This is a genomic window from Acidovorax sp. JMULE5, from assembly GCF_013376875.1.
Lineage (GTDB): Bacteria > Pseudomonadota > Gammaproteobacteria > Burkholderiales > Burkholderiaceae_C > Acidovorax > Acidovorax facilis.
In genome coordinates this window covers 4822411-4846147 of the sequence record NZ_CP035951.1, presented here as the reverse complement: position 1 = coordinate 4846147, position 23737 = coordinate 4822411, and the positions used below count along the sequence as shown (strand labels likewise).

Annotated in this window: 25 protein-coding genes and 2 tRNA genes; 12 read left to right on the top strand and 15 right to left on the bottom strand. The window is 60.3% G+C overall.

Features of this window, described 5'->3' with window-relative positions; translation table 11 throughout:
* Window positions 1-78: 78 nt before the first annotated feature.
* Window positions 79-1050 carry an IS30 family transposase gene (locus EXV95_RS22070; RefSeq protein WP_176888511.1) on the top strand — a complete coding sequence of 324 codons (972 nt, stop codon included), beginning with the start codon at window positions 79-81 and terminating at the stop codon, window positions 1048-1050.
* 67 nt (window positions 1051-1117) lie between these two features.
* On the opposite strand, the gene EXV95_RS22065 is transcribed toward EXV95_RS22070, so the two are convergent.
* Together EXV95_RS22065 and EXV95_RS22060 are read right to left on the bottom strand one after the other, a co-directional pair.
* Entirely contained in the window at window positions 1118-1810 is a 693-nt protein-coding gene (locus tag EXV95_RS22065; protein ID WP_176888510.1) for a lytic transglycosylase domain-containing protein, read from the bottom strand.
* Window positions 1807-3549, bottom strand: a complete 1743-nt coding sequence (locus EXV95_RS22060) for a proline--tRNA ligase (RefSeq protein ID WP_176888509.1) — start codon at window positions 3547-3549, stop codon at window positions 1807-1809. Before EXV95_RS22060 ends, EXV95_RS22065 begins: the two co-directional genes overlap by 4 nt.
* Before the next feature lie 92 nt (window positions 3550-3641).
* On the opposite strand from EXV95_RS22060, the gene EXV95_RS22055 reads away from it, so the two are divergent.
* Window positions 3642-4310 (top strand): RNA pyrophosphohydrolase, encoded by a 669-nt coding sequence (locus EXV95_RS22055; RefSeq protein ID WP_055399169.1) that lies wholly within the window; start codon window positions 3642-3644, stop codon window positions 4308-4310.
* A 113-nt stretch (window positions 4311-4423) separates the two neighbouring features.
* Here the strand turns inward: EXV95_RS22055 and proB are convergent, their stop codons facing one another.
* Together proB and cgtA are read right to left on the bottom strand one after the other, a co-directional pair.
* Window positions 4424-5563, bottom strand: a complete 1140-nt coding sequence (gene proB / locus EXV95_RS22050) for a glutamate 5-kinase (protein ID WP_055399171.1) — start codon at window positions 5561-5563, stop codon at window positions 4424-4426.
* A 92-nt stretch (window positions 5564-5655) separates the two neighbouring features.
* On the bottom strand, window positions 5656-6666 hold the full coding sequence (gene cgtA / locus EXV95_RS22045; RefSeq protein ID WP_233559599.1) for an Obg family GTPase CgtA: 1011 nt from the start codon (window positions 6664-6666) through the stop codon (window positions 5656-5658).
* Here cgtA and EXV95_RS25055 point away from each other — a divergent pair.
* Window positions 6595-6894, top strand: a complete 300-nt coding sequence (locus EXV95_RS25055) for a hypothetical protein (protein ID WP_228898913.1) — start codon at window positions 6595-6597, stop codon at window positions 6892-6894. The two genes, cgtA and EXV95_RS25055, sit on opposite strands and share 72 nt — an antisense overlap.
* A gap of 3 nt (window positions 6895-6897) precedes the next feature.
* Here the strand turns inward: EXV95_RS25055 and rpmA are convergent, their stop codons facing one another.
* Together rpmA and rplU are read right to left on the bottom strand one after the other, a co-directional pair.
* Window positions 6898-7155, bottom strand: coding sequence for a 50S ribosomal protein L27 (gene rpmA, locus EXV95_RS22040; protein ID WP_008905145.1), 258 nt, complete (start codon window positions 7153-7155; stop codon window positions 6898-6900).
* Window positions 7156-7170: 15 nt separating this feature from the next.
* Complete coding sequence (gene rplU / locus EXV95_RS22035; RefSeq protein WP_005794184.1) at window positions 7171-7482, bottom strand: 50S ribosomal protein L21; 312 nt, start codon at window positions 7480-7482, stop codon at window positions 7171-7173.
* 226 nt (window positions 7483-7708) lie between these two features.
* On the opposite strand from rplU, the gene EXV95_RS22030 reads away from it, so the two are divergent.
* From EXV95_RS22030 to EXV95_RS21995, 8 genes are all read left to right on the top strand, one after another.
* Window positions 7709-8638, top strand: a complete 930-nt coding sequence (locus EXV95_RS22030) for a polyprenyl synthetase family protein (RefSeq protein ID WP_176888508.1) — start codon at window positions 7709-7711, stop codon at window positions 8636-8638.
* Window positions 8639-8678: 40 nt separating this feature from the next.
* A tRNA-Pro gene (locus tag EXV95_RS22025) sits at window positions 8679-8755 on the top strand.
* 133 nt (window positions 8756-8888) lie between these two features.
* Window positions 8889-10628, top strand: coding sequence for a type IV-A pilus assembly ATPase PilB (gene pilB / locus EXV95_RS22020; protein ID WP_176888507.1), 1740 nt, complete (start codon window positions 8889-8891; stop codon window positions 10626-10628).
* Between the two features lie 17 nt (window positions 10629-10645).
* Window positions 10646-11863, top strand: coding sequence for a type II secretion system F family protein (locus EXV95_RS22015; RefSeq protein ID WP_176888506.1), 1218 nt, complete (start codon window positions 10646-10648; stop codon window positions 11861-11863).
* Entirely contained in the window at window positions 11863-12738 is an 876-nt protein-coding gene (locus EXV95_RS22010) for an A24 family peptidase (RefSeq protein WP_176888505.1), read from the top strand. The genes EXV95_RS22015 and EXV95_RS22010 overlap by 1 nt, the downstream gene beginning before the upstream one ends.
* Window positions 12739-12741: 3 nt before the next feature.
* Window positions 12742-13362, top strand: a complete 621-nt coding sequence (gene coaE, locus EXV95_RS22005) for a dephospho-CoA kinase (RefSeq protein ID WP_176888504.1) — start codon at window positions 12742-12744, stop codon at window positions 13360-13362.
* A gap of 85 nt (window positions 13363-13447) precedes the next feature.
* Complete coding sequence (gene zapD / locus EXV95_RS22000; protein ID WP_055399185.1) at window positions 13448-14203, top strand: cell division protein ZapD; 756 nt, start codon at window positions 13448-13450, stop codon at window positions 14201-14203.
* A gap of 51 nt (window positions 14204-14254) precedes the next feature.
* Window positions 14255-14473 (top strand): DNA gyrase inhibitor YacG, encoded by a 219-nt coding sequence (locus tag EXV95_RS21995; RefSeq protein ID WP_176888503.1) that lies wholly within the window; start codon window positions 14255-14257, stop codon window positions 14471-14473.
* Between the two features lie 95 nt (window positions 14474-14568).
* Here the strand turns inward: EXV95_RS21995 and EXV95_RS21990 are convergent, their stop codons facing one another.
* The 5 genes from EXV95_RS21990 to EXV95_RS21970 form a co-directional block, all read right to left on the bottom strand.
* Window positions 14569-15030 (bottom strand): NUDIX domain-containing protein, encoded by a 462-nt coding sequence (locus tag EXV95_RS21990; RefSeq protein WP_176888502.1) that lies wholly within the window; start codon window positions 15028-15030, stop codon window positions 14569-14571.
* Complete coding sequence (locus EXV95_RS21985; RefSeq protein WP_176888501.1) at window positions 15023-15895, bottom strand: ATP-binding protein; 873 nt, start codon at window positions 15893-15895, stop codon at window positions 15023-15025. Before EXV95_RS21985 ends, EXV95_RS21990 begins: the two co-directional genes overlap by 8 nt.
* Before the next feature lie 56 nt (window positions 15896-15951).
* The gene (gene argJ, locus EXV95_RS21980) at window positions 15952-17181 is read right to left on the bottom strand and encodes a bifunctional glutamate N-acetyltransferase/amino-acid acetyltransferase ArgJ (protein WP_176888500.1); all 1230 of its coding nucleotides are present in this window, start codon (window positions 17179-17181) and stop codon (window positions 15952-15954) included.
* A gap of 95 nt (window positions 17182-17276) precedes the next feature.
* Window positions 17277-20030: a preprotein translocase subunit SecA gene (gene secA, locus EXV95_RS21975; RefSeq protein WP_176888499.1), complete on the bottom strand. Its 2754-nt coding sequence runs from the start codon at window positions 20028-20030 to the stop codon at window positions 17277-17279.
* A 137-nt stretch (window positions 20031-20167) separates the two neighbouring features.
* Complete coding sequence (locus EXV95_RS21970) at window positions 20168-21151, bottom strand: M23 family metallopeptidase (protein WP_228898777.1); 984 nt, start codon at window positions 21149-21151, stop codon at window positions 20168-20170.
* A 31-nt stretch (window positions 21152-21182) separates the two neighbouring features.
* Between EXV95_RS21970 and EXV95_RS21965 the strand changes: the two genes are divergently transcribed.
* Window positions 21183-21482 carry a hypothetical protein gene (locus EXV95_RS21965; protein ID WP_055399197.1) on the top strand — a complete coding sequence of 100 codons (300 nt, stop codon included), beginning with the start codon at window positions 21183-21185 and terminating at the stop codon, window positions 21480-21482.
* A 46-nt stretch (window positions 21483-21528) separates the two neighbouring features.
* Here the strand turns inward: EXV95_RS21965 and EXV95_RS21960 are convergent.
* From EXV95_RS21960 to EXV95_RS21945, 4 genes are all read right to left on the bottom strand, one after another.
* Window positions 21529-21604 (bottom strand) — tRNA-Thr (locus EXV95_RS21960).
* A gap of 51 nt (window positions 21605-21655) precedes the next feature.
* Entirely contained in the window at window positions 21656-22207 is a 552-nt protein-coding gene (locus tag EXV95_RS21955; protein ID WP_121423052.1) for a ClpXP protease specificity-enhancing factor, read from the bottom strand.
* A 48-nt stretch (window positions 22208-22255) separates the two neighbouring features.
* Window positions 22256-22867, bottom strand: a complete 612-nt coding sequence (locus tag EXV95_RS21950) for a glutathione S-transferase N-terminal domain-containing protein (RefSeq protein WP_007854512.1) — start codon at window positions 22865-22867, stop codon at window positions 22256-22258.
* 109 nt (window positions 22868-22976) lie between these two features.
* Window positions 22977-23735: a cytochrome c1 gene (locus EXV95_RS21945; RefSeq protein WP_055399199.1), complete on the bottom strand. Its 759-nt coding sequence runs from the start codon at window positions 23733-23735 to the stop codon at window positions 22977-22979.
* Window positions 23736-23737: the final 2 nt, after the last annotated feature.

The window sequence follows — 23737 nt, the reverse complement described above, 5'->3', positions numbered from 1 at the left end:
GTGCACGTTGCCAAAAGGTAGGCCCAGACAAGTAAGTGAAGATGACTTGTGTGACCTGCCAGTCAACCCAAGTGCACCATGAACTACACCCATCTGAGCCAAAGCGAACGTTACCAAATCCAATGCCTTCGCGACGTGGGGCTGTCGATCACACAGACAGCCCTGCGCCTGGGGCGCCACCGCAGCACCATTGCCCGCGAGATCAGGCGCAACAGCGGCGCCAGCACGGCGTACCAAGCCCACAGCGCCCATCAACAGGCTCTTGCGCGCCAAAGTGGTCAGACCAACGCTCAGCGCTTTGACGATGCCCAGTGGGAGTTGGTGCTGTCGTATCTGCAGCTGGATCTGTCACCTCAGCAGGCCGCCGCCCGCCTGGGGCTGGAAAAGCGCCTGCGCATCAGCCACACCTGCATCTACAACCGGCTGCGCCGCATGGGACAGGTTGCACCGCGCCTGCGTTGCGGCCAGCGCCGACGCAAGGCACATTCGGGTGCGGGGCAACTGCGCGATCGCGTGGGTATCGCACAGCGCCCCGCCATCGTGGACAAGCGAGCGCGCCTGGGTGACTGGGAGGGGGACACCATCGTCTCAGGTGCGGGTGGACTGGCAGGGCTGGTGACCCTGACCGAGCGACGCTCGCGCTACACACTGGCGCAGCATGTGCAGCGGCGCCAGGCCGAGCCGGTGGGCCAGGCCATCATCGAAATGCTCAGGCACCATCCCAAGCACCGCCACACCCTCACGCTGGACAACGGCAAGGAATTCGCCGAGCACAGGTGGGTGCATAGACGCCTGAAGACGAAGGTGTACTTCGCCGATCCGCACAGCCCCTGGCAGCGGGGGCTCAACGAGAACCACAATGGGCTGCTACGCCACTACTTCCCCAAGGGCAGCGATCTGGGCACGGCCAGCGAAGAGCAGGTGCTCCAAGCCGTGTACCGGCTCAACCACCGACCCCGCAGATGCTTGGGCTGGAAGACTCCGCATGAGGTGTTCCATGGCTACAAAGTGAGCCCACTTACACTGGGTACTGGCGCACTTCGTCGTTGAAACCGCCGCCAAATTGGCATTTAGCGCTTGATGGATAAGCGCAAGCAGCTATGTAAACAATAGCAAATTAGGCAGCAGGCAGCTGTGAACCCTCGGCGAATAACCAGTTGCGCTGTGCGCGAAACACGGCGTCCGGGTACGGCGAACGCCCGCGGCTGCCGTTGTAACGCCCCAGCGCCATGAACAGGTCGCCCCGCTCCCGGTCGATGTAGTGCCGCAAGATCACACAACCAAAGCGCAGATTGGTCTGCATGTGAAACAACTTGCCCGGGTCACCATCCCCAATCACCCGTGTCCAGAAGGGCATGACCTGCATGTAACCACGTGCGCCCACGCTGGACACCGCGTATTTGCGGAACGCACTCTCCACCTGGATCAGGCCCAGCACCAGGGACACATCCAACCCGGCACGCTTGGATTCGTACCAGGCGGTCTGCAGGAAGTCGCGGCGGACCTCCCACTCGGGCTTGCGGCGGCGCAGGCGGTCGCTCATGGCGGCGAGCCAGCGCACGTAGTGAATGCGGGCTTCGGTGGTGAAAAAATGGGGCTCTGGCGGGGCCTGGTTGGCAATGGCTGAACTCAGCGCGGTGCGCACGGAGTCCATCAGGGGCTCCTCCAGCTGCCCACCCGCATGCGCCAGCGAAGGTACTGCCAGCCACGCTGCTGGTGCCGACAGGGCCGCCAGGCATGCGCGCCGGGACACGCCGCCCCCATTGTCGAGGGGCGTACCTGCCACAGAAACCAGCCGCGCCCCGTTCATACCGCCATGCGGCCCTTCACGTGGGCCAGGATGTCTGCCGTGGCCACCTTGGTGGCCGCTGAGTCGCGGCGGTGCTGGTACTCGACCACACCCTCCTTGAGACTCTTGTCGCCAATGGTCACGCGGTGCGGCACACCGATCAGCTCCCAGTCGGCAAACATGGCACCGGGGCGCTCGCCCCGGTCGTCCAGGATCACGTCGACGCCCGCAGCCAGCAGGTCGGCATAGAGCTGCTCGGCCGTGGCCTTGACGGCCTCGCTGCGGTCCATGCCCACGGGGCAGACCACCACGGTGAAGGGGGCAATCGCGTCGGGCCAGATGATGCCGCGCTCGTCATGGTTCTGCTCGATGGCCGCAGCGGGCAAGCGCGTGACGCCAATGCCGTAGCAGCCCATTTCAAAAAATGCGGGCCTGCCATCGTCGCCGAGGAAGGTGGCGTTCATATCCTTGCTGTACTTGGTGCCCAGGTAGAACACATGACCCACTTCAATACCGCGCTCGATCGCCAGTTCACCCTTGCCGTCGGGCGAGCGGTCGCCTGCCACCACGTTGCGCAGGTCGGCCACGGCGTCGGGCTCGGGCAGGTCGCGGCCCCAGTTGACTCCAGTGATGTGGAAGTCCACCTCATTGGCGCCGCAGATCCAGTCAGCCATCAGGGCGACTTCGCGGTCGGCCACGACCTTCAAAGGCTTCTTCAGGCCGATGGGGCCCAGGTAACCGGGCTTGCAGCCGAAATGGTCTTCGATTTCGCCCACCGTGGCAAAACGGAAACCCGCCAGCCCCGGCACCTTGCCCACCTTGATCTCGTTCATGTCGTGGTCGCCGCGCAGCAGCAGCAGCCAGACCTGGGTCTTGACAATTTCGCCGGCTTCGTTGGTTTCGTCTGTGGCCAGCACGAGCGACTTGACCGTAGTGTTCAGAGGCACGCCGAGCAGTTCTGCCACATCTGCGCAAGTGCTCTTGCCAGGCGTAGCCGTTTTTGCCAACGCCTGAGTGGCTGCGCCGCGTGGACCGGCAGGGGCCAGCGCTTCGGCCTTTTCCATGTTCGCTGCGTAATCGCTCTCTGGGCAGTAGACGATGGCGTCTTCGCCCGTGGCGGCGATCACCTGGAACTCTTCGGAGAGGTCACCACCAATGGCGCCACTGTCGGCCGCCACGGCGCGGTAGGTCAGGCCAAAGCGGTCAAAAATGCGGCGGTAAGCCTGCGCCATGACCTGGTAGCTGGCCTTGGCCGAGGCTTGGTCGCGGTCGAAGCTGTAAGCATCCTTCATGATGAACTCGCGGCCGCGCATCAGGCCGAAGCGCGGACGGCGCTCGTCGCGGAACTTGGTCTGGATCTGGTAGAAGTTCTTCGGCAGTTGCTTGTAGCTCTTGAACTCCTGGCGCGCGATGTCAGTGATCACTTCTTCGCTGGTGGGCTGCACCACGAAGTCGCGCCCGTGGCGGTCCTGGATGCGAAGCAACTCGGGGCCCATCTTTTCGAAGCGGCCCGTTTCCTGCCACAGCTCAGCGGGCTGCACCACAGGCATGGTCAGCTCCACGGCACCTGCACGGTTCATTTCCTCGCGCACGATGGCCTCTACCTTGCGGATCACCCGCAGCCCCATAGGCATGTAGTTATAGATGCCAGCGCCCAGCTTCTTGATCAGCCCCGCCCGCGTCATGAGTTTGTGGCTGACCACTTCGGCATCCGCCGGAGCTTCCTTGAGGGTGGAAATAAAGAATTGGGAGGCTTTCATCGGAATCGATTGCAGGCAGAACGGGGCCGTCCACTTGCTGCGCGCTAGGCGCCGTGCATAATGGACACAGTTTAAAAATTTGGGGTTTGATTATGCTTGACCGGGACGGCTTTCGGCCGAACGTCGGCATCATCCTGCTCAACCAGAAAAACCAGGTGTTCTGGGGCAAGCGTATACGCACCCACAGCTGGCAGTTTCCGCAGGGTGGCATTGACCGGGGAGAAACCCCCGAGCAAGCCATGTTCCGTGAACTGCATGAAGAAGTGGGCTTATTGCCCAACCACGTACGCGTGGTGGCCCGCACCCGGGACTGGTTGCGCTATGAGGTGCCTGACCGGTACATCCGCCGCGATGCACGCGGACACTACAAGGGCCAGAAACAAATCTGGTATCTGCTTCAACTGGTAGGACACGACTGGGACCTGAACCTGCGTGCCACCAACCATCCGGAATTCGACGCCTGGCGCTGGAATGACTACTGGGTTCCGCTGGATGTCGTGGTCGAATTCAAGCGTGGCGTCTATGAAATGGCGCTGACGGAACTGGCCCGCTTCCTGCCTCGCCACGAGCAGCGCAACCGCTACCTGCGCAGTGGCATGCGCACGCGCGAGGGCGAACACGCGGGCACCATGTTTCGGACGGGCTCCATGCTGATCAATCCGGGCATGGAGCTTCCACCGGGGGCCAGTTTCGATCCGGATCCGCAGAACAGTGTGCCCGGAGAGCTAGACGGACTGCCTGCGGTCACCACGCCGCGTTAATTCATTGGCGAGGTGATCGCCAGTCCCATGAAAAACGCCTGCAAATCGCAGGCGTTTTTGTTGGTGGAATGATGGTGTCTTTGAGAAGCTACGTTGGCTGCTGGCTTTCGCCGTCAGCTGGCGGCCAGCACCATGTTGTCTCGATGCACCATCTCTGGCTCGGCAACGTAACCCAGCAGCTTTTCGAATTCGGTCGAAGGCTTGCGGCACAGCATTCTGGCCTCGGCCGCAGCATAGTTGGCCAGGCCACGGGCAATTTCGGTGCCGGATGCGTCGCGCACGGCAATCACGTCGCCGCGCGAAAAGTCACCCTCCACAGCCGTCATACCGATAGGCAGCAGACTCTTGCCTTCATCACGCACCTTGGCCGCAGCCCCCGCGTCCACCACCACCGAGCCGCGCAATTGAAGGTGGTCGGCCATCCACTGTTTGCGGGCTTGCTTTTTTTGCGTCTGGGCCACAAGGAGCGTACCCAGCGCCTCCCCTTGAACGAGGCGAACCAGCACATCGGATTCGCGCCCCCAGGCAATGACCGTGGAGGCGCCAGAACCAGCAGCACGCTTGGCCGCGAGGATCTTGGTGATCATGCCGCCCTTGCCAATGCTGGAACCCGCACCACCGGCCATGGCCTCCAGCGCTGGGTCGCCGGCCTTGGCTTCGTGCACAAACTGCGCGGACGCATCGCGGCGCGGGTCGGCCGTGTACAGGCCCTTCTGGTCGGTGAGGATGATCAGCGCGTCGGCCTCGACCAGGTTCGCCACCAGTGCGCCCAGGGTGTCGTTGTCGCCGAACTTGATTTCGTCGTTGACGACGGTGTCGTTCTCATTGATCACCGGCACCACGCCCAGGCGCAAGAGCGTCAGCAGGGTCGAGCGCGCATTCAGGTAGCGCTCGCGGTCGGCCAGGTCCGCGTGGGTGAGCAGCACCTGCGCGCTACCCATGCCTTGCTCGCGCAGCTTGGTTTCGTACATCTGCGCCAACCCCATCTGCCCAACGGCAGCGGCGGCCTGCAGCTCGTGAACTTCGTTCGGCCGCGTGGTCCAGCCCAAGCGCTTCATGCCTTCGGCAATGGCACCGCTGGACACCATCACAACCTCGCGCGGCACCCCACCATCGCCACGCACCAGAGCCGCCAGCTGACGGCTCCACTCGCCAATGGCGGTTTCGTCGAGGCCACGGCCCTCGTTGGTCACAAGACTGGAGCCTACCTTGACCACGATGCGGCGGGCGTCACGCAATACGCTGGAAACCATTTTTTAAGTATTTTTGGTCGCTAGCGCTTATCCAAAAAGCGCCAATAGCTATTATTAATATAGCAAATGAGAACGCAGACCGTGACTGCAAATCAGGCTGGCGCATCCCCTGCAAAACGTGGATCAATTTCCACTGGCTCGTTCTCCACCCGCTGTTCGGACTGCACATGGCGGAAGATCGCATGGATCAGCGGCTCGCAGCCTTCACGCGTCAGGGCAGAAATCTCAAACACCGGCCCCTTCCACTTGAAGCGCTTGACGAAGTCCTTCACACGGGCTTCCCGCTCTTCGGTGGGCACCATGTCCAGCTTGTTCAGCACCAGCCAGCGCGGCTTGTTGTACAACTGCTGGTCATACTTCTTGAGCTCGTTGACGATGGCTTTGGCCTGGGCCACCGGGTCCACCGCATCGTCGAAAGGCGCCAGATCCACAATGTGCAGCAGCAGGCGGGTGCGCTGCAGATGGCGCAGAAACTGGTGCCCGAGGCCCGCACCTTCCGAAGCGCCTTCGATGAGACCGGGAATATCAGCCACCACAAAACTCTGCTCCGGCCCCACGCGAACCACACCCAGGTTGGGATGCAGCGTCGTAAAGGGGTAGTCTGCAATCTTGGGGCGGGCGTTGGACACCGCCGTGATGAAGGTGGACTTACCCGCATTGGGCATGCCCAGCAGGCCCACGTCGGCCAGCACCTTCAACTCCAGCTTCAGGTTCTTCTTCTCGCCGGGCCAGCCTGGTGTCTTCTGGCGCGGGGCCCGGTTGATAGCGCTCTTGAAGCGCATATTGCCAAAGCCGCCATCACCACCCTTTGCAATGGTGATGACCTCGCCCGGGTTCAGCAGCTCGTAGAGCACCTCGCCCGTTTCGGCGTCTGTGATGATGGTGCCGACCGGCATCTTGAGGGTGATGTCGGCACCAGCCGCACCAAACATATCCGATCCCATGCCATGCTCGCCCCGCTTGGCCTCGTGCCTGCGCGAATAGCGAAAGTCCACCAGGGTGTTCAGGTTCGGATCAGCCACGGCAAAAACATGCCCGCCGCGACCACCGTCCCCGCCGTTGGGACCGCCGAATTCCTTGTACTTTTCGTGCCGAAAAGACACGCAGCCATTGCCACCATCACCGGCGGCAATGTCAATAAAGGCTTCATCGACGAACTTCATGGGATATCCAGTTTACAAAAGGGCGCAGCACCAGCAGCAGACTGCCTGATTCTGTCGGAACTGCGGAACGCCTTGCAGGCGCCGTCTGCCGACGACTTGAGCGCCATCGTACAGACCAAACAACAAAGCCCCGGCAAAGCGGGGCTTCGATGGCTACCAGAGGAATGAACCTCAGGCAGGAGTCACATTGACCGTAGACTTGGACAACGCACCCTTGGTGCCGAACGACACGTGGCCGTCCACCAGGGCGAACAAGGTGTGGTCCTTGCCCACGCCGACATTGTTGCCGGGGTGGAAACGTGTGCCACGTTGGCGCACGATGATCGAGCCAGCGCTGATCAGTTCACCACCGAACGCCTTGACACCCAGCATCTTTGGCTTGGAGTCACGTCCGTTTCGCGTAGAGCCGCCGCCTTTTTTCTGTGCCATGACTAGCTCCTTCGATTAAGCAGCAATCGCACCGATTTGCAGTTCAGTGAACTGCTGGCGATGGCCTTGGCGTTTTTGATAGTGCTTGCGACGGCGCATCTTGAAGATGTGCACTTTGTCGTGCTTGCCGTGGGCCACGACAGTGGCTTTCACGGTTGCGCCGGACACCAGGGGCGTACCAACCTTCAGTTCAGCGCCGTTGCCGACAGCCAGAACCTGGTCGATCACAATTTCCTGGCCTACGTCCGCAGCAATCTGTTCTACTTTAATTTTTTCGCCGGAAGCAACGCGATACTGCTTGCCGCCGGTTTTTATGACCGCGTACATGTTGACCTCTTGATATGAGTTCTGCAGACGAATTTCCGCAGAGCCCAAGAGTATAGCGCATTGCTATACAACACACCACCCCCGCGTTCAGCGACAGCGCCGCCACCTCGGTGGTCGCAACGAAGAGCCTCCGGGGCTTCCTATAATTCGGTCTCTTTCTGTGACCACCATCTTGACTGACCACACCGCCCCCGCAGCATCCCCTCTCTTGCTCGTTGCACAAGACATGCACGAGGTCGACAAGGTCATTGGTCAGCGCCTGACGTCCAGCGTACCCCTGGTGGCCCAGATATCGCAGTACATCATTGCCGCTGGCGGAAAACGCCTGCGACCGGCACTGCTGCTGATGGTCTGCGGCGCCTTGGGCTATAAGGGAGCACATCGGCACAGCCTCGCGGCCGTCGTCGAGCTGATCCACACCGCCACACTGCTGCACGACGATGTCGTGGATGCATCCACCCTGCGCAGGGGCCGCCCCACGGCGAACGAAACCTTTGGCAACCCAGCCAGCGTGCTTGTTGGCGATTTTCTGCACACCCGCTCCTTCCAGATGATGGTCGAGGCAGGCAGCATGCGGATCATGGAAATACTCTCGGAGGCCACCAACGTGATCGCCGAGGGTGAGGTGTTGCAGCTGATGAACATGCATGACGCATCGCTCGACGAAGCGGGCTACCTGCGCGTCATTCGCTCTAAAACCGCCAAACTGTTTGAAGCCAGCGCACGCCTCGGCGCAGTCCTCGCAGAGAGCTCGCCTGAAATTGAGGAAGCATGCGCAACCTACGGACAAGCGTTGGGCACCGCTTTCCAGATCATTGACGACGTCCTCGACTACGACGGAGATGCGACTGAGATGGGGAAAAACCTGGGGGACGATCTGCGCGAAGGCAAGTCCACCCTCCCCCTCATCGCTGCCATGGAGCGTGGCACCGAAATTCAGGCACAGGTCGTGCGCCAAGCCATTGAACAAGGCTCGACCGACCAACTGGCAGACATCGTGCAAATCGTCCGCGAGACCGGCGCACTGGAAGTCACACGGGCCGCCGCCTTTGGCGAGGCCCGCCGGGCCATGGCGGCTGCAGAGCAATTACCAACCAATGCATATTCAGCAGCTTTGCTAGAATTGGCCGCACAGTTGCTGGCAAGACGCAACTGATCTGGCCATTGCATCAGCTTCTGAGCGCAATCGCGCCACACGGGGTGTAGCTTAGCCTGGTAGAGCGCTACGTTCGGGACGTAGAGGCCGGAGGTTCGAATCCTCTCACCCCGACCATAAATACAAGTGCATTTTCAGCAATAGCACCCTTTTTGTGGTGCTGTTGCCAATCTCGAATCTCTGTACAGCCTTCAGATGATCGGTGATGATAGGATGGTTTCTTTTCCACACCTAACATATTTCCGGTTACATGGCCGCTGTCGATACTGCCCCCAAAGAAGCCTCCGCAGTGGCCCTCCCCGGATTGGGCAGGGCCCTGATGTCTGCTGGCAAGCTGACCCAAAAGGCAGCAGAGGACATTTACAAAAAATCACAAACTAGCCGAACCAGCTTTATTGCCGAACTGACCGGTTCTGGGGCAGTGTCAGCTGCCGACTTGGCCCATACCGTGTCGGCTGTGTTTGGCGCACCCTTACTCGATCTGGATGCGATTGATCCGTTACGGCTTCCGAAAGAACTGCTCGACGGCAAGATATGCCAAGCATATCGGGTTGTTGTGCTCAGCAAACGGAATAATCGCCTGATTGTTGCGACTGCAGACCCTACGGACCAGGAAGCAGCTGAAAAAATAAAATTCACCACCCAGATGGGGGTGGACTGGATTATTGCGGAGTATGACAAGCTCAGCCGCCTGGTAGAAACCACCACCAAATCGGCCAGTGAATCTTTGGAAACACTGACGGGTGGTGGCGGTGATTTTGAATTTGACGACGCACCCATCGAAGAGGCACCAGACAACAACGACACCGGGGCTACTGATGTAGAAGATGCTCCCATCGTCAAGTTCTTGCACAAAATGCTGCTGGACGCATTCAATATGCGTGCGTCGGATTTGCATTTTGAACCTTATGAGCATCAATACCGCGTGAGATTTCGGATTGATGGTGAATTGCGCGAAATCGCGTCCCCACCAATAGCCATCAAAGATAAACTCGCATCTCGTATCAAGGTGATTTCTCGCCTGGATATTTCTGAAAAGCGGGTACCGCAAGACGGGCGCATGAAACTCAAGGTGGGCCCGGACAGAGTCATTGATTTCCGGGTCAGTACCCTCCCGACTTTATTTGGGGAAAAGATTGTTATCCGTATTCTGGACCCCAGCAGCGCCAAGCTGGGTATTGATGCATTGGGCTATGAGCCCCAGGAGAAAGAGCGCCTGCTCGAAGCCATTGGTCGGCCCTATGGAATGATTCTGGTCACGGGCCCCACAGGCTCCGGTAAAACCGTTTCCCTTTATACCTGCTTGAATCTTCTCAACAAGCCAGGCGTCAATATTGCCACAGCGGAAGACCCATCCGAAATCAATCTTCCAGGCGTTAACCAAGTCAATGTGAATGAAAAGGCTGGACTAACCTTTGCGGTAGCCCTCAAATCCTTTCTGCGGCAAGATCCCGACATTATCATGGTCGGCGAAATCCGTGATCTGGAAACTGCGGACATTTCCATCAAAGCAGCACAAACGGGGCATTTGGTGTTATCAACGCTTCACACCAATGATGCCCCCACCACTTTGACGCGCATGCGCAATATGGGGATTGCCCCGTTCAACATTGCTTCCAGCGTTATTCTCATCACAGCGCAGCGCTTGGCACGCAGGTTGTGTCCCGTCTGCAAAGCGCCCGCAGATATACCACATGAATCGCTGCTCGAAGCAGGGTACAAAGAAGAAGAAATTGATGGAAGCTGGGTCACGTACCGCCCCGTAGGCTGCTCCGCTTGCAACAACGGATATAAGGGACGGGTCGGCATCTACCAAGTCATGCCGATCTCTGAGGACATCCAACGTATCATCCTGCGCGACGGGAGTGCACTTGAAATCGCCGAGCAGGCGAGAGCAGAAGGCGTGCGCTCACTCCGCGAATCCGGCCTGCACAAGGCAAGACTGGGCTTCACTTCGCTGGAAGAAGTGCTTGCCGTCACCAACGAATAACGACTAGAGGGTCCAGCATGGCAACCGCTGCATCACGGGATATCAAGGATTTTGTCTTTGAATGGGAAGGCAAAGATCGCCACGGCAAGATAGTGCGGGGCGAGGTGCGTGCATCTGGCGAGAACCAGGTGCAAGCCACGCTCCGCCGCCAGGGCGTTTTTCCCACAAAGATCAAGAAACGCCGGATGCGCTCTGGCAAAAAGATAAAGCCCAAAGACATCGCGTTGTTCACGCGTCAGCTTGCCACAATGATGAAAGCAGGCGTTCCACTTCTGCAATCATTTGATATTGTGGGACGAGGGAATACCAACGCAAGTGTTACCAAACTACTCAACGACATCCGCTCCGATGTCGAAACAGGGACTTCCCTGAATTCTGCTTTTCGCAAGCATCCAATGTATTTCGACAGTCTTTACTGCAACCTTGTGGAGGCAGGCGAAGCGGCCGGTATTTTGGAAGCTCTGCTGGACCGTTTGGCCACTTACATGGAAAAAACGGAGGCCATCAAATCAAAAATTAGATCGGCTTTGATGTATCCCATTTCCGTGATCATCGTTGCCTTTGTGGTGGTTACGATCATCATGATTTTTGTGATTCCTGCATTCAAGGAAGTTTTTTCATCGTTTGGGGCCGATTTGCCTGCCCCTACACTTTTCGTGATGGGTATTAGTGAAATCTTCGTAAAGTGGTGGTGGTTAATCTTCGGTGTGATTGGTGGAGGCTTTTTCTTTTTCATGCAGGCCTGGAAAAGAAATGAGAAGATGCAGATGTTCATGGACCGCGTGCTATTGAAGATTCCGATCTTTGGAGCCTTGATTGATAAATCCTGTGTTGCACGCTGGACGCGTACTCTGTCCACGATGTTTGCGGCAGGGGTCCCACTGGTTGAAGCTCTGGACTCAGTCGGTGGTGCTTCGGGCAATTCGGTGTATTCCATGGCAACCGAAAAAATCCAGCAGGAAGTCTCTACCGGTACCAGCCTGACCGCAGCCATGGGCAACGCAAATATTTTTCCTTCCATGGTCCTTCAGATGTGCGCCATCGGGGAAGAATCAGGTTCCATTGACCATATGCTGGGCAAGGCTGCGGATTTCTATGAGGCAGAAGTGGACGAAATGGTGGCTGGCTTGTCCAGTCTGATGGAGCCCATCATCATCGTGTTCCTGGGTACGCTGATTGGCGGCATCGTCGTCTCCATGTACCTCCCAATCTTCAAACTCGGCCAAGTTGTGTAATGGAGATGCCCGTTTGGTGGAATGCAAGTTTGGGCGGAATATTGGGACTTCTGATCGGTAGCTTTCTCAATGTGGTCATCTACCGGCTTCCCAAAATCATGGAACGCCAGTGGGCTGAGGAAATCCGGGCAGCGCAGGCGCAGAGCGCGCAAGGAGATGCCAGCGCCGCGCTTCATGAGGAGCGGTTTAGCCTCATGGTTCCCCGTTCCCGGTGCCCCTCGTGTGGGCACATGGTCCAGTGGTACGAGAACATCCCTGTTTTGAGCTACCTTTTTCTGCGCGGGCGCTGCTCCGCGTGCAAGGTGCGGATCTCGGTACGCTATCCCTTGATCGAGATGGCGACGGGGGCTCTTTTTTTCCTGTGCATCCAGCGCTGGGGGATGACGCCCACGGGGTTCGTCTGGTGCGGGTTCTCGGCAGCCTTGGTCGCCTTGGCGTTCATCGACTGGGATACCACCCTGCTCCCGGACGACATCACTTTGCCGTTGCTGTGGGCTGGCCTGCTCGCTTCCGCGCTGCAGTGGATTGAGGTGCCCTTGTATGCCTCCGTGCTCGGCGCGGCAGCGGGGTATCTTTCGCTCTGGCTGGTTTACTGGGGATTCAAGCTCGCCACGGGTAAGGAAGGCATGGGCTATGGGGATTTCAAGCTGTTTGCCGCACTGGGTGCTTGGTTTGGCTGGCAGGCGCTGATCCCCATCATCCTGATGTCCTCAGTCATCGGTGCCGTCATCGGTATCGGGATGAAAGTCTTCAGCAGCCTGCGTGAGGGCGGCTACATCCCTTTCGGCCCCTTCCTGGTCGGCGCTGGTTTTACCGCCATGGTGTTTGGCCCCAACGCAATCCTTAACGCTGTCTTGAACCTTCTGGGCCTATAAACGATGAATCCGCGCAGGCGCCCCTTGCGCCTTGGCTTGACCGGGGGCATTGGCAGCGGAAAGAGCACGGTGGGCGGCATGTTCGCCGCGCTGGGAGGCAGCCTGATCGATGCAGACCAGCTGGCTCGCGACGTGACAGGCCCGCAAGGAGCGGCCATGGACGCAATCAGAGCCACTTTCGGGGCAGACTTCGTGGATGCCTCCGGAGCACTGGACCGTGCGCGAATGCGTGCTCTGGTCTTCAGCCACCCCGAGGCACGCGCCCAGCTCGAAGGGATCGTGCACCCTCTGGTTACACTGCATAGCAACGCGAAGGCCCAGCAGGCTGCGGACCAAGGTCATGCCCTGATCGTGTTTGACATCCCGTTGCTGGCGGAGTTCGGCCGGTGGGCCCGCAGGCTCGATGCTGTCGTGGTGGTGGATTGCTCTGCAGAAACGCAGATCAAGCGGGTCATGCAACGCAGCGGCCTGGCGCGAGAGGTGGTGCAAGGCATCATCGCCTCGCAGGCAAGCCGCACGGCGCGCCGCGCCGTGGCAGATGCCGTGATTGCCAACGACAGGGATTGCTCGCTAGAGGACCTGCGCCTGCAGACCCGGCAAGTGGCCACGCTGTTCGGGCTATGATGCGAACGAAACCGTTTGTGCTTTCACCCCATGCCGTGCGCCACCGGCGTCAGAATACTCCCTGAGCCCCCAGGAACCCGCCAGCGTGATCCTTTACGAATATCCCTTTAACGAGCGTCTCAGAACCTATCTGCGGCTTGAGCAGTTGTTCCGCCGGTTGGGAGAACTGATTCCCCGCTCCCACGCGCTCGACCACCACTTTGCGCTGGTCACCATCTTCGAAATCATGGATGTGGCGGCACGGGCCGACCTCAAGTCGGATGTGCTCAAGGACATCGAGAAGCACAAGCACCAGCTCGATAGCTACCGTGGCAATCCCTCGATCTCCGAAGCGGCCCTTGACGCAGTCATTGCCCAGCTCGACCGTTGTTTCACAGCTCTCAACACCCAATCAGGCAAGTCCGGACACCTGCTCACCGAAAACGACTGGCTGATGAGCATCCGCAGCCGGGTGGGCATTCCCGGTGGCACCTGCGGGTTCGATTTGCCTGCGTATTACGCGTGGCAGCACCATGAACCGGGTGTGCGCCAGCAGGCCCTCGAAGAGTGGGCATCGACCCTGGCCCCGCTGGCCGAATCCATCTATGTGTTGCTCAAGCTGCTGCGCGACTCTGGCGTTCCCCAGAAGGTGGCAGCAGAGCGCGGTCAATTTCAGCAGAACCTGCCGCAGGGCCGCACATTCCAGTTGCTGCGCCTGCGCATTGACCCGGCCCTGAACCTGATTCCCGAGATCAGCGGCAACCGCCTGATCGTCTCGGTGCGGCTCATGCGGCTGGAAAGTGATGGGCGCCTGCATGCCAGCAATGAAGATGCGGCCTTCGAGCTGACCCTGTGCGCGTAAGCTGCGGCGCCAGATAGGCAGCAGGCAAGGACATTGAGAACGACGACGAGCATGGCCAACTCTACGCACACCCAACCACGAGCACGCATCGTCACCTGCCCCAGTTGTGGCGGTGACAGTATCTACAGCCCCGCCAACGTGTACCGCCCATTCTGCAGCGAGCGGTGCAAGCAGATCGACCTCGGCGCCTGGGCCAGCGAGGATTTCCGCATGCCTGCAGAGGCTCCACCCGCCGACGAACCTTATGGCGATCCTCGCCTGCAGCACTGACCTCGACTGGTAATCGCTCAGAATTTCAAGCGAAATTGGGTTCTAGCGCTTACCGGTGAAGCGCTAGTAGCCATCAATTCAGCAGCAAACGAAAGTCACTCCGGCGAATATTCCAGGCCACGCTCTTCAGCGAGCCACTGCAGCACCGGGTAGGCACCGGGCAGCACCGGTGACACCGTCAGTGGCATCTGCTGCCACTCCATGGTCTGTCCTTCGCGCATTTCGAACTCGCCCGACCATTCCCAGACCTTGCACCAGTGCAGGCGCACCAGGGCATGTGGGTAGTCGTGTTCCGTGACTTTCCAGACACTGGCAGCGCCAATGATCACGCCCAGCTCTTCAACCAGCTCGCGGCGCAGCGCCTGTTCCACGGTCTCACCCGCTTCGAGCTTGCCGCCCGGAAACTCCCAGTACCCTGCATAAGGTTTGCCCGGTGGCCGTGTAGAGAGCAGCATCGCGTCATCAGCCCGCAGCAGGATGCCCACGGCCACCTCGGTGTGCTTGTTGCGCTCCACGGTTGCGGCAGGTGCCTCGGATATGGTCACGGCATCAACCATCGTGGCGCCCCGCATAGTCACGCGCAAACTGGTAGGCCACACGGCCACTGCGCGAGCCGCGCTCCAGCGCCCAGACCAGCGCCTCGGGCCGGGCCGCTGCAATCGCGGCGCCAGAGACACCGAAGGAGGCCAGCCACTGGGCGACGATGGTCAGGTACTCCTCCTGGCTGAAAGGGTAGAAGCTCACCCACAGGCCAAACCGCTCTGACAGCGAAATCTTCTCCTCGACCACTTCACCGGGGTGCACTTCGCCATCAGCAGTGTGGGTGTACGTGAGGTTTTCAGCCATGTATTCGGGCAACAGGTGGCGCCGGTTGCTGGTGGCGTAGATCAGCACATTGGGCGTGGCGGCGGCCACCGATCCATCCAGGATCGACTTGAGCGCCTTGTAGCCGGGCTCGCCGTCTTCAAAGCTCAGGTCATCGCAAAAGATGATGAATTTCTCGGGCCGGTCGGCCACCACATCCACGATATCCGGCAGGTCGACCAGGTCCGCCTTGTCCACCTCGATCAGGCGCAGGCCCTGCCCGGCGTACGCATTCAGGCAGGCCTTGATGAGCGACGACTTGCCGGTTCCACGCGCACCGGTCAGCAGCACGTTGTTGGCAGGCTTGCCCAACACAAACTGCTCGGTATTGCGCTGAATTTTTTCCTTTTGCCCGTCGATCTCTTTGAGATCCGCCAGCTGCATCGCGGCCACATGGCGCACGGGCTCCAGGGTGCCGTGTCCACTGCTGCGCTTGCGGTAACGCCAGGCGATGGACAAAGACCAGTCCGGCGCTCCCAGGGGCTGGGGCAGCACAGACTCGATGCGGGCGATCAGCTGCTCGGCCCGCTCGATCAGATGTTCAAATTTTTGATTCATTTCGGGCCTAGCGCCTATCTATCAAGCGCCAAAAGCTATCAAATTAGGAGCATTCTTTACGAACGATAGTCCGCATTGATGGTGACGTATTCGTGGCTGAAATCGCAGGTCCACACCGTGTCGGAGGCCTCGCCCCGACCCAGCAGCACGCGCACTGTGATCTCGCTTTGCTTCATCACGCGCTGGCCGTCTTCCTCGCGGTAGGCGGGGTTGCGTCCGCCCTGAATGGCCACGTGTACGTCGTCCAGGTACAGATCGATACCGGTCTGGTCGAGGTCGTCAATGCCCGCGTAGCCCACGGCCGCGAGGATGCGGCCCAGGTTTGGGTCGCTGGCATAAAACGCGGTTTTGACCAACGGCGAATGGGCGATGGCGTACGCCACCTTGCGGCACTCTTCGCCGGTCTTGCCACCTTCTACCTGCACGGTGATGAACTTGGTGGCGCCTTCGCCGTCGCGCACAATGGCCTGGGCGAGCTTTTGCGATACCGCCAGCATGGCGGCCTTGAGGGCCTGGCCCTCGGCGCTTGCCAGAGAAGTGATGGGCGCATGCGCGGCCTTGTTGGTCGCCACCACCACAAATGAATCGTTGGTGGAGGTGTCGCCATCGATGGTGACGCGGTTGAACGAGCCGTCGGCCAGTTCGCGAGCCAGCTGCTGCATGACGGCAGGGGCCACGCAGGCGTCCGTGGCCATGAAGCCGAGCATGGTGGCCATGTTGGGCCGGATCATGCCCGCGCCCTTGCTGATGCCGGTGATGGACACGGTGGCACCACCAATCTGCACTTGGGCAGAAAAGGCCTTGGGCAAGGTGTCCGTGGTCATGATGCCTTCTGCGGCGCGCGCCCAGTGGCCCGGCTGCGCGTCGGCAATGGCGGCGGGCAGGCCTGCCTCGATGCGGTCGTTGGGCAGCGGCTCCATGATCACGCCGGTGGAAAACGGCAGGATCTGCTCGGGCGCCACGCTGAGCTGGCGCGCGAGGGCAACGCAGGTGGCGCGCGCACGCGCCAGGCCATCAGCGCCCGTGCCAGCGTTGGCATTGCCGGTGTTGATCAGCATGGCACGGATGGGCTGTCCGCTGGCAAGGTGATCGCGGCTGATCTGCACCGGCGCCGCGCAAAAACGGTTCTGCGTGAACACGCCCGCCACGCTGGCGCCCTCATCCAGCAGGAACACGGTGAGATCCTTGCGGTTGGCTTTGCGCACACCGGCTTCGGCAACGCCAATGCGCACTCCAGCAATCGGGTGCAGATCAGCGGCAACGGGGGCAACGAGATTGACGGGCATGGGGGTCCTTCTGAAAAACTGCGGCCGATTATCCGGAAAACCGTGGCACGCCAATGAAAACACGGGCCGAAGCCCGTGTTGTGTGGATCAGGAAATCAGGCGAGCTTGCCGTGGCACTGCTTGTACTTCTTGCCGCTGCCGCAAGGGCAAGGATCGTTGCGGCCCACACGCATGCCCTCCGGCAGCGCCAAGTCCTGCGCCTGCGCATCCACCGTAGTTTCGACCTCGCCCGTTTCGGTCGGCGCGGTATAGGTCACGTTGGCAATGCTTTCGCCACGGTTTTCCATCTCTTGCGCGGCCTGGTCCAGCTGCTCCTGCGACTGAACCTGCACGGTCATGAGAATCTTGGTGACTTCGTTCTTGACCTGGTCGATCAGCTGGCGGAACAGCTCGAAGGCCTCGCGCTTGTATTCCTGCTTGGGTTGCTTCTGCGCATAGCCACGCAGGTGAATGCCCTGGCGCAGATAGTCCAGTGCGGAGAGGTGGTCGCGCCAATTGGAGTCGAAGCTCTGCAGCAGCACCATGCGCTCGAACTGCGTGAAGTTCTCGCGCCCAACCTGCGCCACCTTGGCGTCAAACGAGGCATGGGCAGCGGCCAGCACCTTCTCCAGGATTTCATCGTCGGTGATGGCGCTGGCGCCCTGCACCACCTGCTGCAAGGCAATCGACACCTGCCATTCTTCAGCCAGCACCTTTTCCAGCGCGGCGAGGTCCCACTGCTCTTCCACCGATTCGGCGGGCACATACTGGCGCACCAGATCGGTCATGCAGTCTTCGCGCATGGCAGCGATCACGTCCGACAGGTCGGCAGCATCCAGAATGTCGTTGCGCTGCTGATAGATCACCTTGCGCTGGTCGTTGGACACATCGTCGTATTCCAGCAGCTGTTTGCGGATGTCGAAGTTGCGGGCTTCCACCTTGCGCTGGGCCGACTCGATGCTGCGCGTCACGATGCCGGCTTCGATGGCTTCGCCATCGGGCATCTTCAGGCGGTCCATGATGGCCTTGACGCGGTCGCCCGCGAAGATGCGCATCAGAGAATCGTCCAGGCTCAGGTAGAAACGCGACGAGCCGGGGTCGCCCTGACGGCCCGAGCGGCCGCGCAGCTGGTTGTCGATGCGGCGGGACTCATGGCGCTCGGTCGCAATGATGCGCAAGCCACCCAGTTCCTTGACCTTCTCGTGATCGATCTTCCACTGCTCGCGCAACGCCTCCACCTTGGCAGCGCGCTCCGTTTCAGACAGGGACTCGTCGGCCTCGATGGCCGCCACATCCTTTTCAATGTTGCCACCCAGCACGATGTCGGTCCCGCGACCGGCCATGTTGGTCGCGATGGTGATCATGCCCGCACGGCCTGCCTGGGCCACGATGTCCGCTTCCCGTGCATGCTGCTTGGCGTTCAGCACCTGGTGCGGCAGGCCTTCCTTGTTCAGGAGCTGGTCGATGATTTCAGAGTTCTCGATCGACGTGGTGCCCACCAGAACGGGCTGGCCGCGCTCGTGGCATTCACGGATGTCCTTGATGGCGGCTTCGTACTTCTCGCGCGTGGTCTTGTAAACGCGGTCCAGCTGGTCGTCGCGGCGGCTGGGGCGGTTCGGCGGGATGACCACGGTTTCCAGGCCGTAGATTTCCTGGAACTCGTAAGCCTCGGTATCGGCCGTGCCGGTCATGCCGGCGAGCTTGTTGTACAGGCGGAAATAGTTCTGGAAGGTGATCGAAGCCAGCGTCTGGTTTTCGGCCTGGATGTTCACGCCTTCCTTGGCTTCCACGGCCTGGTGCAGGCCTTCGCTCCAGCGGCGGCCCGACATCAGGCGGCCGGTGAACTCGTCCACGATCACGATCTCACCGTTTTGCACCACATAGTGCTGGTCGCGGTGATACAGGTGGTTGGCACGCAGCGCCGCATACAGGTGGTGCATCAGCGTGATGTTGGCCGGGTCGTACACCGAGGCCCCCTCGGCAATCAGGCCCTGGCTGGCCAGGATGCGCTCAGCGCTCTCATGGCCCTGCTCTGTCAGGAAAACTTGGTGCGTCTTCTCGTCGAGCGTGAAGTCGCCAGGCTTGGTCACGCCTTCACCCGTGCGCGGGTCGGCTTCGCCTTCCTGGCGCACCAGCAGGGGCACCACCTTGTTCATGGCGATGTACATCGCCGTATGGTCTTCGGCCTGGCCGCTGATGATCAGCGGTGTGCGGGCTTCGTCGATCAGGATCGAGTCCACCTCATCGACGATGGCGAAGTTCAGGCCTTGCTGCACACGGTCGTGCGCCTCATAGACCATGTTGTCGCGCAGGTAGTCAAAGCCGTACTCATTGTTCGTGCCGTACGTAATGTCGGCGCGGTAAGCCTCCTGCTTTTGCTCGCGCGGCATGTTGGGCAGGTTGATGCCCACCGTGAGGCCCAGGAAGTTGTACAGGCGCCCCATCCACTGCGCATCGCGGTTGGCGAGGTAGTCGTTGACTGTCACCACATGCACACCCTTGCCCGACAGGGCATTGAGGTACACGGGCAAGGTGGCGGTGAGGGTCTTGCCCTCGCCCGTCCGCATTTCGGAGATCTTGCCAAAGTGCAGCGCCATGCCTCCCAGCAGCTGCACATCAAAGTGCCGCATCTTCATGATGCGCTTGGAGCCCTCGCGCACCACGGCAAAGGCTTCGGGCAGGATGTCATCCAGCGATTCGCCCTTGGCCACGCGCTCCTTGAACTCCTGCGTCTTGGCCTTGAGCTGCTCGTCCGACAGTTTCTCGTAGTCGGGCTCCATCGCGTTGATGCGGGTCACCGTCTTGCGGTACTGCTTGAGGAGCCGGTCGTTGCGGCTGCCGAATAGTTTGGTGAGGAAGTTGGTGGCCATGCGAACAGGACCGCCTGCCCCGCTGCAAGCAGCGCGTCAAGCGACCGAAATCCCTAAGATGAATTGAGTTCAGGTGGGTCCATCACCAAGGATTGCAAGCACTGCAATCCCGGGCCGTGAACACCGGACCCGCGATTTTACCTGCCTGCTGCAGGTGTGGCCGGCTGGCCGGGCGATGCGTGCGGCTGGATCGCCGCAACCTGCGCACCCGCAGCCGTGCCGCCAGCGCTGAGAAACTTCTGTGGGTCCTGGAAAACCCCTTGCACCAGCACCTCAAAGTGAAGGTGGGGACCGGTGGAACGCCCTGTGGTTCCCACTTCGGCAATCTTCTGGCCACGGCGCACGATGTCGCCCTGCTTGACCAAGGTGCGCGATGCGTGGGCGTAGCGCGTGACCAGCTGGTTGCCGTGGTCCACCTCGATCATGTTGCCGTAAGCCGGATGGTATTCCTGCGTCACGACTACACCCCCCGCAGCTGCCAGGATCGGTGTTCCGGTATCTGCCTGAAAATCCAGGCCCGTGTGCAAGGCCGACTGGCCGGTGATTGGGTCTACGCGCCAGCCAAACGCCGAGCCCGGCACCCGTCCGGTGACAGGTGCATGGGTAGGAATCATCTTCTTGCGGATGTGCTGATCAAAAAGGCGCGATTCGAGCACGGTCATCAAATCCACACGCTGGTTGGTCAGGCGCTCCAGCTCGTCAAGGGTGGATTGCAGTTCCTCCATGGAGAGATTGCGTGCACTGACCAACACCCCTCCACGCCCATCGGACTTCTGGACATCGGCCGGCGCCATGCCTGCAAGGCCCAGCACGCGGTCGCCCAAGGATTCCAGCTGCACCATGCGGGCCTGCATCTCGCCAACGCGGCGGGCCATGGCATCCAGATTGGCACGCATGAAACGGTCCCGCTCTGCAAACTCGTCCTTGACGACCAACCGCACCAATGACCCCACAATCGGCCAGCCTTCACGCGCGCCCTTGAGAAACACCCAGTGGTACAGCGTCGCAGCCACCAGCATGAGGCACAGCGACAGCAAGAGCCCTGCAAGGATCAGGCGGGTGCCCGACAAGTGAATGGCCCGGCTGCGCGCCAGCCTGGCGTCCGTGATAATCAGATGCACTACGAATTCTCCACGCCCGAAGACGCACACCATGAACCGCCGCCACTACGCCGTCACCCTGCAGCAAGCCAGCGAGGACTCTCCCACGCTGGCCAAGCTCACAGCGCTGACACGCGACTCCAGTGATCGGCTCAAGGCCATTGAAATGCTGATTCCTGCGGCGCTGCGCCCAGCGATCCAGGCCGGCCCCATTGATGGAGACTCCTGGTGCCTGCTCGTCAAAAGCAATGCCGCCGCGGCAAAAATACGCCAACTGCTGCCTGCTTTGCAGGCGCATTTGCGCAGCCGGGGGTGGGAGGTTAACGCGATTCGCCTGAAAGTTCAAACCTGACGGTCAACGCCAGGATCAGGGAATGCGGGGAGGAACAGGAGAAAACTGGTGCCGGTTGTCGGAATCGAACTGACGACCTACCGCTTACAAGGCGGGTGCTCTACCAACTGAGCTAAACCGGCGAAGGCTGCATTTTATCGTGGAAAAAGCAGCCTCAAAAAAACAAGGGGCGGTTATTTCACGCGCTTGAGCGATGGCCGAGCACCACCCGCAGCCGGAGGTGGTCGCGGCGCGTCACCCCCTTCGTCGCCATCTTTCCTGCCGTCATCCGCAGATACCAGCTGCACCACGCGGTCCTCGGAAGTTTGCGCTCCACTTGCAGCAGAAGCATCTTCGGAAGACACCGCTTCTGCCAGCACGGGCGCGATGGCCCCGGCAGCAGCCGCACCACCAGCAAGCACATCAACCGGAGGTGGAAACGCCATACCCTGCCCGTTTTCGCGGGCATAAATGGCGATCACCCGCCCCACCGGGACGAGGATCTCACGCGGCTTGCCGCCAAACCGGGCCTTGAACTCGATGAAATCGTTGCCCAGTTGCAAGGCACTCGTCGCATCAAAACTGATGTTCAGGACGATCTCACCATCCTTCACGTATTCACGAGGCACCTGCACCGAATCATCGACACGCACCGCCACATACGGCGTCAGCCCGTTGTCGGTGCACCACTCGTACAAGGCACGAATGAGGTACGGGCGTGTGGACGTAGATTCCTGTGCGGTCATGAAGGTGAAAGGCAACTGCTGTGAATAGGGAACGGGGCAGGCCGCAAGTTACTTGCGCATGACCTTCTCGGATGGGGTCAACGCCTCGATGTACGCAGGGCGCGAGAAGATGCGTTCTGCATACTTGAGCAGCGGAGCTGCATTCTTGCTGAGGTCGATGCCATAGTAGTCGAGGCGCCACAGCAGCGGGGCAATGGCCACGTCGAGCATGGAGAAGTTGTCACCCAGCATGTACTTGTTCTTGAGGAACACAGGGGCCAACTGCGTCAGGCGGTCACGGATGTGCGCACGCGCCTTTTCCAGCGCCTTTTCGTTGCCCTTGGTCGCGCGCGACTCCAGGATGTTCACGTGCACGAACAGCTCCTTCTCGAAGTTGAGCAGGAACAGGCGCACACGGGCGCGGTCTACGGGGTCGCCGGGCATCAGCTGGGGATGGGGGAAGCGCTCGTCGATGTACTCGTTGATGATGTTCGACTCGTACAGGATCAGATCGCGCTCGACCAGAATGGGAACCTGGCCGTAGGGGTTCATCACGCTGATGTCTTCGGGCTTGTTGTACAGGTCCACATCGCGGATTTCAAAGTCCATGCCCTTTTCGAACAGGACAAAACGGCAGCGGTGGGAGAAGGGACAGGTCGTACCCGAGTAAAGCACCATCATGGTGGGAGGCTCCTAAAAATCAAAAGAGTGGGACGCCAAAAGCGCCCACTCTGCAAAAAAACCAAGGCACCCCGAAGGGTGCTTTCAATGGATATGACTGCTGCGCGCGTTACTTCACATCTTTCCAGAAGGCTGCGTTGAGCCTCCAGGCAATCACCGTGAACACACCCAGGAAAATCAGCACCCAGACACCCACTCGCTTGCGGGTGTTTTGCGCGGGTTCTGCCATCCACTGCATGTAGTTCACCAAGTCACCCACGGTCTGGTCGTACTGCAGCGGGGTCATCAGACCAGGCCTGACCTGCTCCCAACCCTTGAAAACCTGGGTCTTGTGACCATGGCTTTCGTGCTCTTCAAACACTGGGCGGCGATCACCCTGCAGCTCCCACAACACGTGGGGCATGCCCACGTTGGGGAACACGAGGTTGTTCCAGCCGGTCGGCTTGGTTTCGTCGCGGTAGTAAGTACGCAGGTAGGTGTACAGGTAATCCGCACCCGAACCACCCGCGCCAGCACGCGAACGGGCGATCACGGTCAGATCGGGGGGATTGGCACCAAACCAGGCCTTGGCCTGCTTGGGATCAATCGCCGCCTTCATGGTTTCGCCGACCTTGTCCGTAGTGAACAACAGATTGTCCTTGACCTGCTGATCGGTCAAACCGATGTCTTTCAGGCGATTGAACCGCATGAACGCTGCAGAGTGGCAATTCAGGCAATAGTTGACGAAAACCTTGGCGCCATTTTGCAGCGAGGCCAGATCGTTCGTCTTGACGGGGGCCTTGTCCAGCGGAATGCCACCGCCCGCAGCCAGTGCAGAGCCAGCAGCCAGACCCAGGGCGGCCACCAGCGTGAGGATGATTTTCTTCATTG

Coding starts and splice junctions, on each gene's coding strand:
- rplU (WP_005794184.1), bottom strand. CDS start 7,482: ATGTACGCGGTCATAAAAACCGGCGGCAAGCAGTATCGCGTTGCTTCC.
- EXV95_RS21995 (WP_176888503.1), top strand. CDS start 14,255: ATGGCCAACTCTACGCACACCCAACCACGAGCACGCATCGTCACCTGC.
- EXV95_RS22030 (WP_176888508.1), top strand. CDS start 7,709: ATGCACGAGGTCGACAAGGTCATTGGTCAGCGCCTGACGTCCAGCGTA.
- EXV95_RS21945 (WP_055399199.1), bottom strand. CDS start 23,735: ATGAAGAAAATCATCCTCACGCTGGTGGCCGCCCTGGGTCTGGCTGCT.
- EXV95_RS21985 (WP_176888501.1), bottom strand. CDS start 15,895: ATGAATCAAAAATTTGAACATCTGATCGAGCGGGCCGAGCAGCTGATC.
- EXV95_RS21965 (WP_055399197.1), top strand. CDS start 21,183: ATGAACCGCCGCCACTACGCCGTCACCCTGCAGCAAGCCAGCGAGGAC.
- EXV95_RS22060 (WP_176888509.1), bottom strand. CDS start 3,549: ATGAAAGCCTCCCAATTCTTTATTTCCACCCTCAAGGAAGCTCCGGCG.
- EXV95_RS22055 (WP_055399169.1), top strand. CDS start 3,642: ATGCTTGACCGGGACGGCTTTCGGCCGAACGTCGGCATCATCCTGCTC.
- EXV95_RS25055 (WP_228898913.1), top strand. CDS start 6,595: ATGCCCGCCGCGACCACCGTCCCCGCCGTTGGGACCGCCGAATTCCTT.
- argJ (WP_176888500.1), bottom strand. CDS start 17,181: ATGCCCGTCAATCTCGTTGCCCCCGTTGCCGCTGATCTGCACCCGATT.
- EXV95_RS22010 (WP_176888505.1), top strand. CDS start 11,863: ATGGAGATGCCCGTTTGGTGGAATGCAAGTTTGGGCGGAATATTGGGA.
- pilB (WP_176888507.1), top strand. CDS start 8,889: ATGGCCGCTGTCGATACTGCCCCCAAAGAAGCCTCCGCAGTGGCCCTC.
- EXV95_RS21950 (WP_007854512.1), bottom strand. CDS start 22,867: ATGATGGTGCTTTACTCGGGTACGACCTGTCCCTTCTCCCACCGCTGC.
- proB (WP_055399171.1), bottom strand. CDS start 5,563: ATGGTTTCCAGCGTATTGCGTGACGCCCGCCGCATCGTGGTCAAGGTA.
- coaE (WP_176888504.1), top strand. CDS start 12,742: ATGAATCCGCGCAGGCGCCCCTTGCGCCTTGGCTTGACCGGGGGCATT.
- rpmA (WP_008905145.1), bottom strand. CDS start 7,155: ATGGCACAGAAAAAAGGCGGCGGCTCTACGCGAAACGGACGTGACTCC.
- EXV95_RS21955 (WP_121423052.1), bottom strand. CDS start 22,207: ATGACCGCACAGGAATCTACGTCCACACGCCCGTACCTCATTCGTGCC.
- EXV95_RS22015 (WP_176888506.1), top strand. CDS start 10,646: ATGGCAACCGCTGCATCACGGGATATCAAGGATTTTGTCTTTGAATGG.
- secA (WP_176888499.1), bottom strand. CDS start 20,030: ATGGCCACCAACTTCCTCACCAAACTATTCGGCAGCCGCAACGACCGG.
- EXV95_RS21990 (WP_176888502.1), bottom strand. CDS start 15,030: ATGGTTGATGCCGTGACCATATCCGAGGCACCTGCCGCAACCGTGGAG.
- EXV95_RS22070 (WP_176888511.1), top strand. CDS start 79: ATGAACTACACCCATCTGAGCCAAAGCGAACGTTACCAAATCCAATGC.
- EXV95_RS22065 (WP_176888510.1), bottom strand. CDS start 1,810: ATGAACGGGGCGCGGCTGGTTTCTGTGGCAGGTACGCCCCTCGACAAT.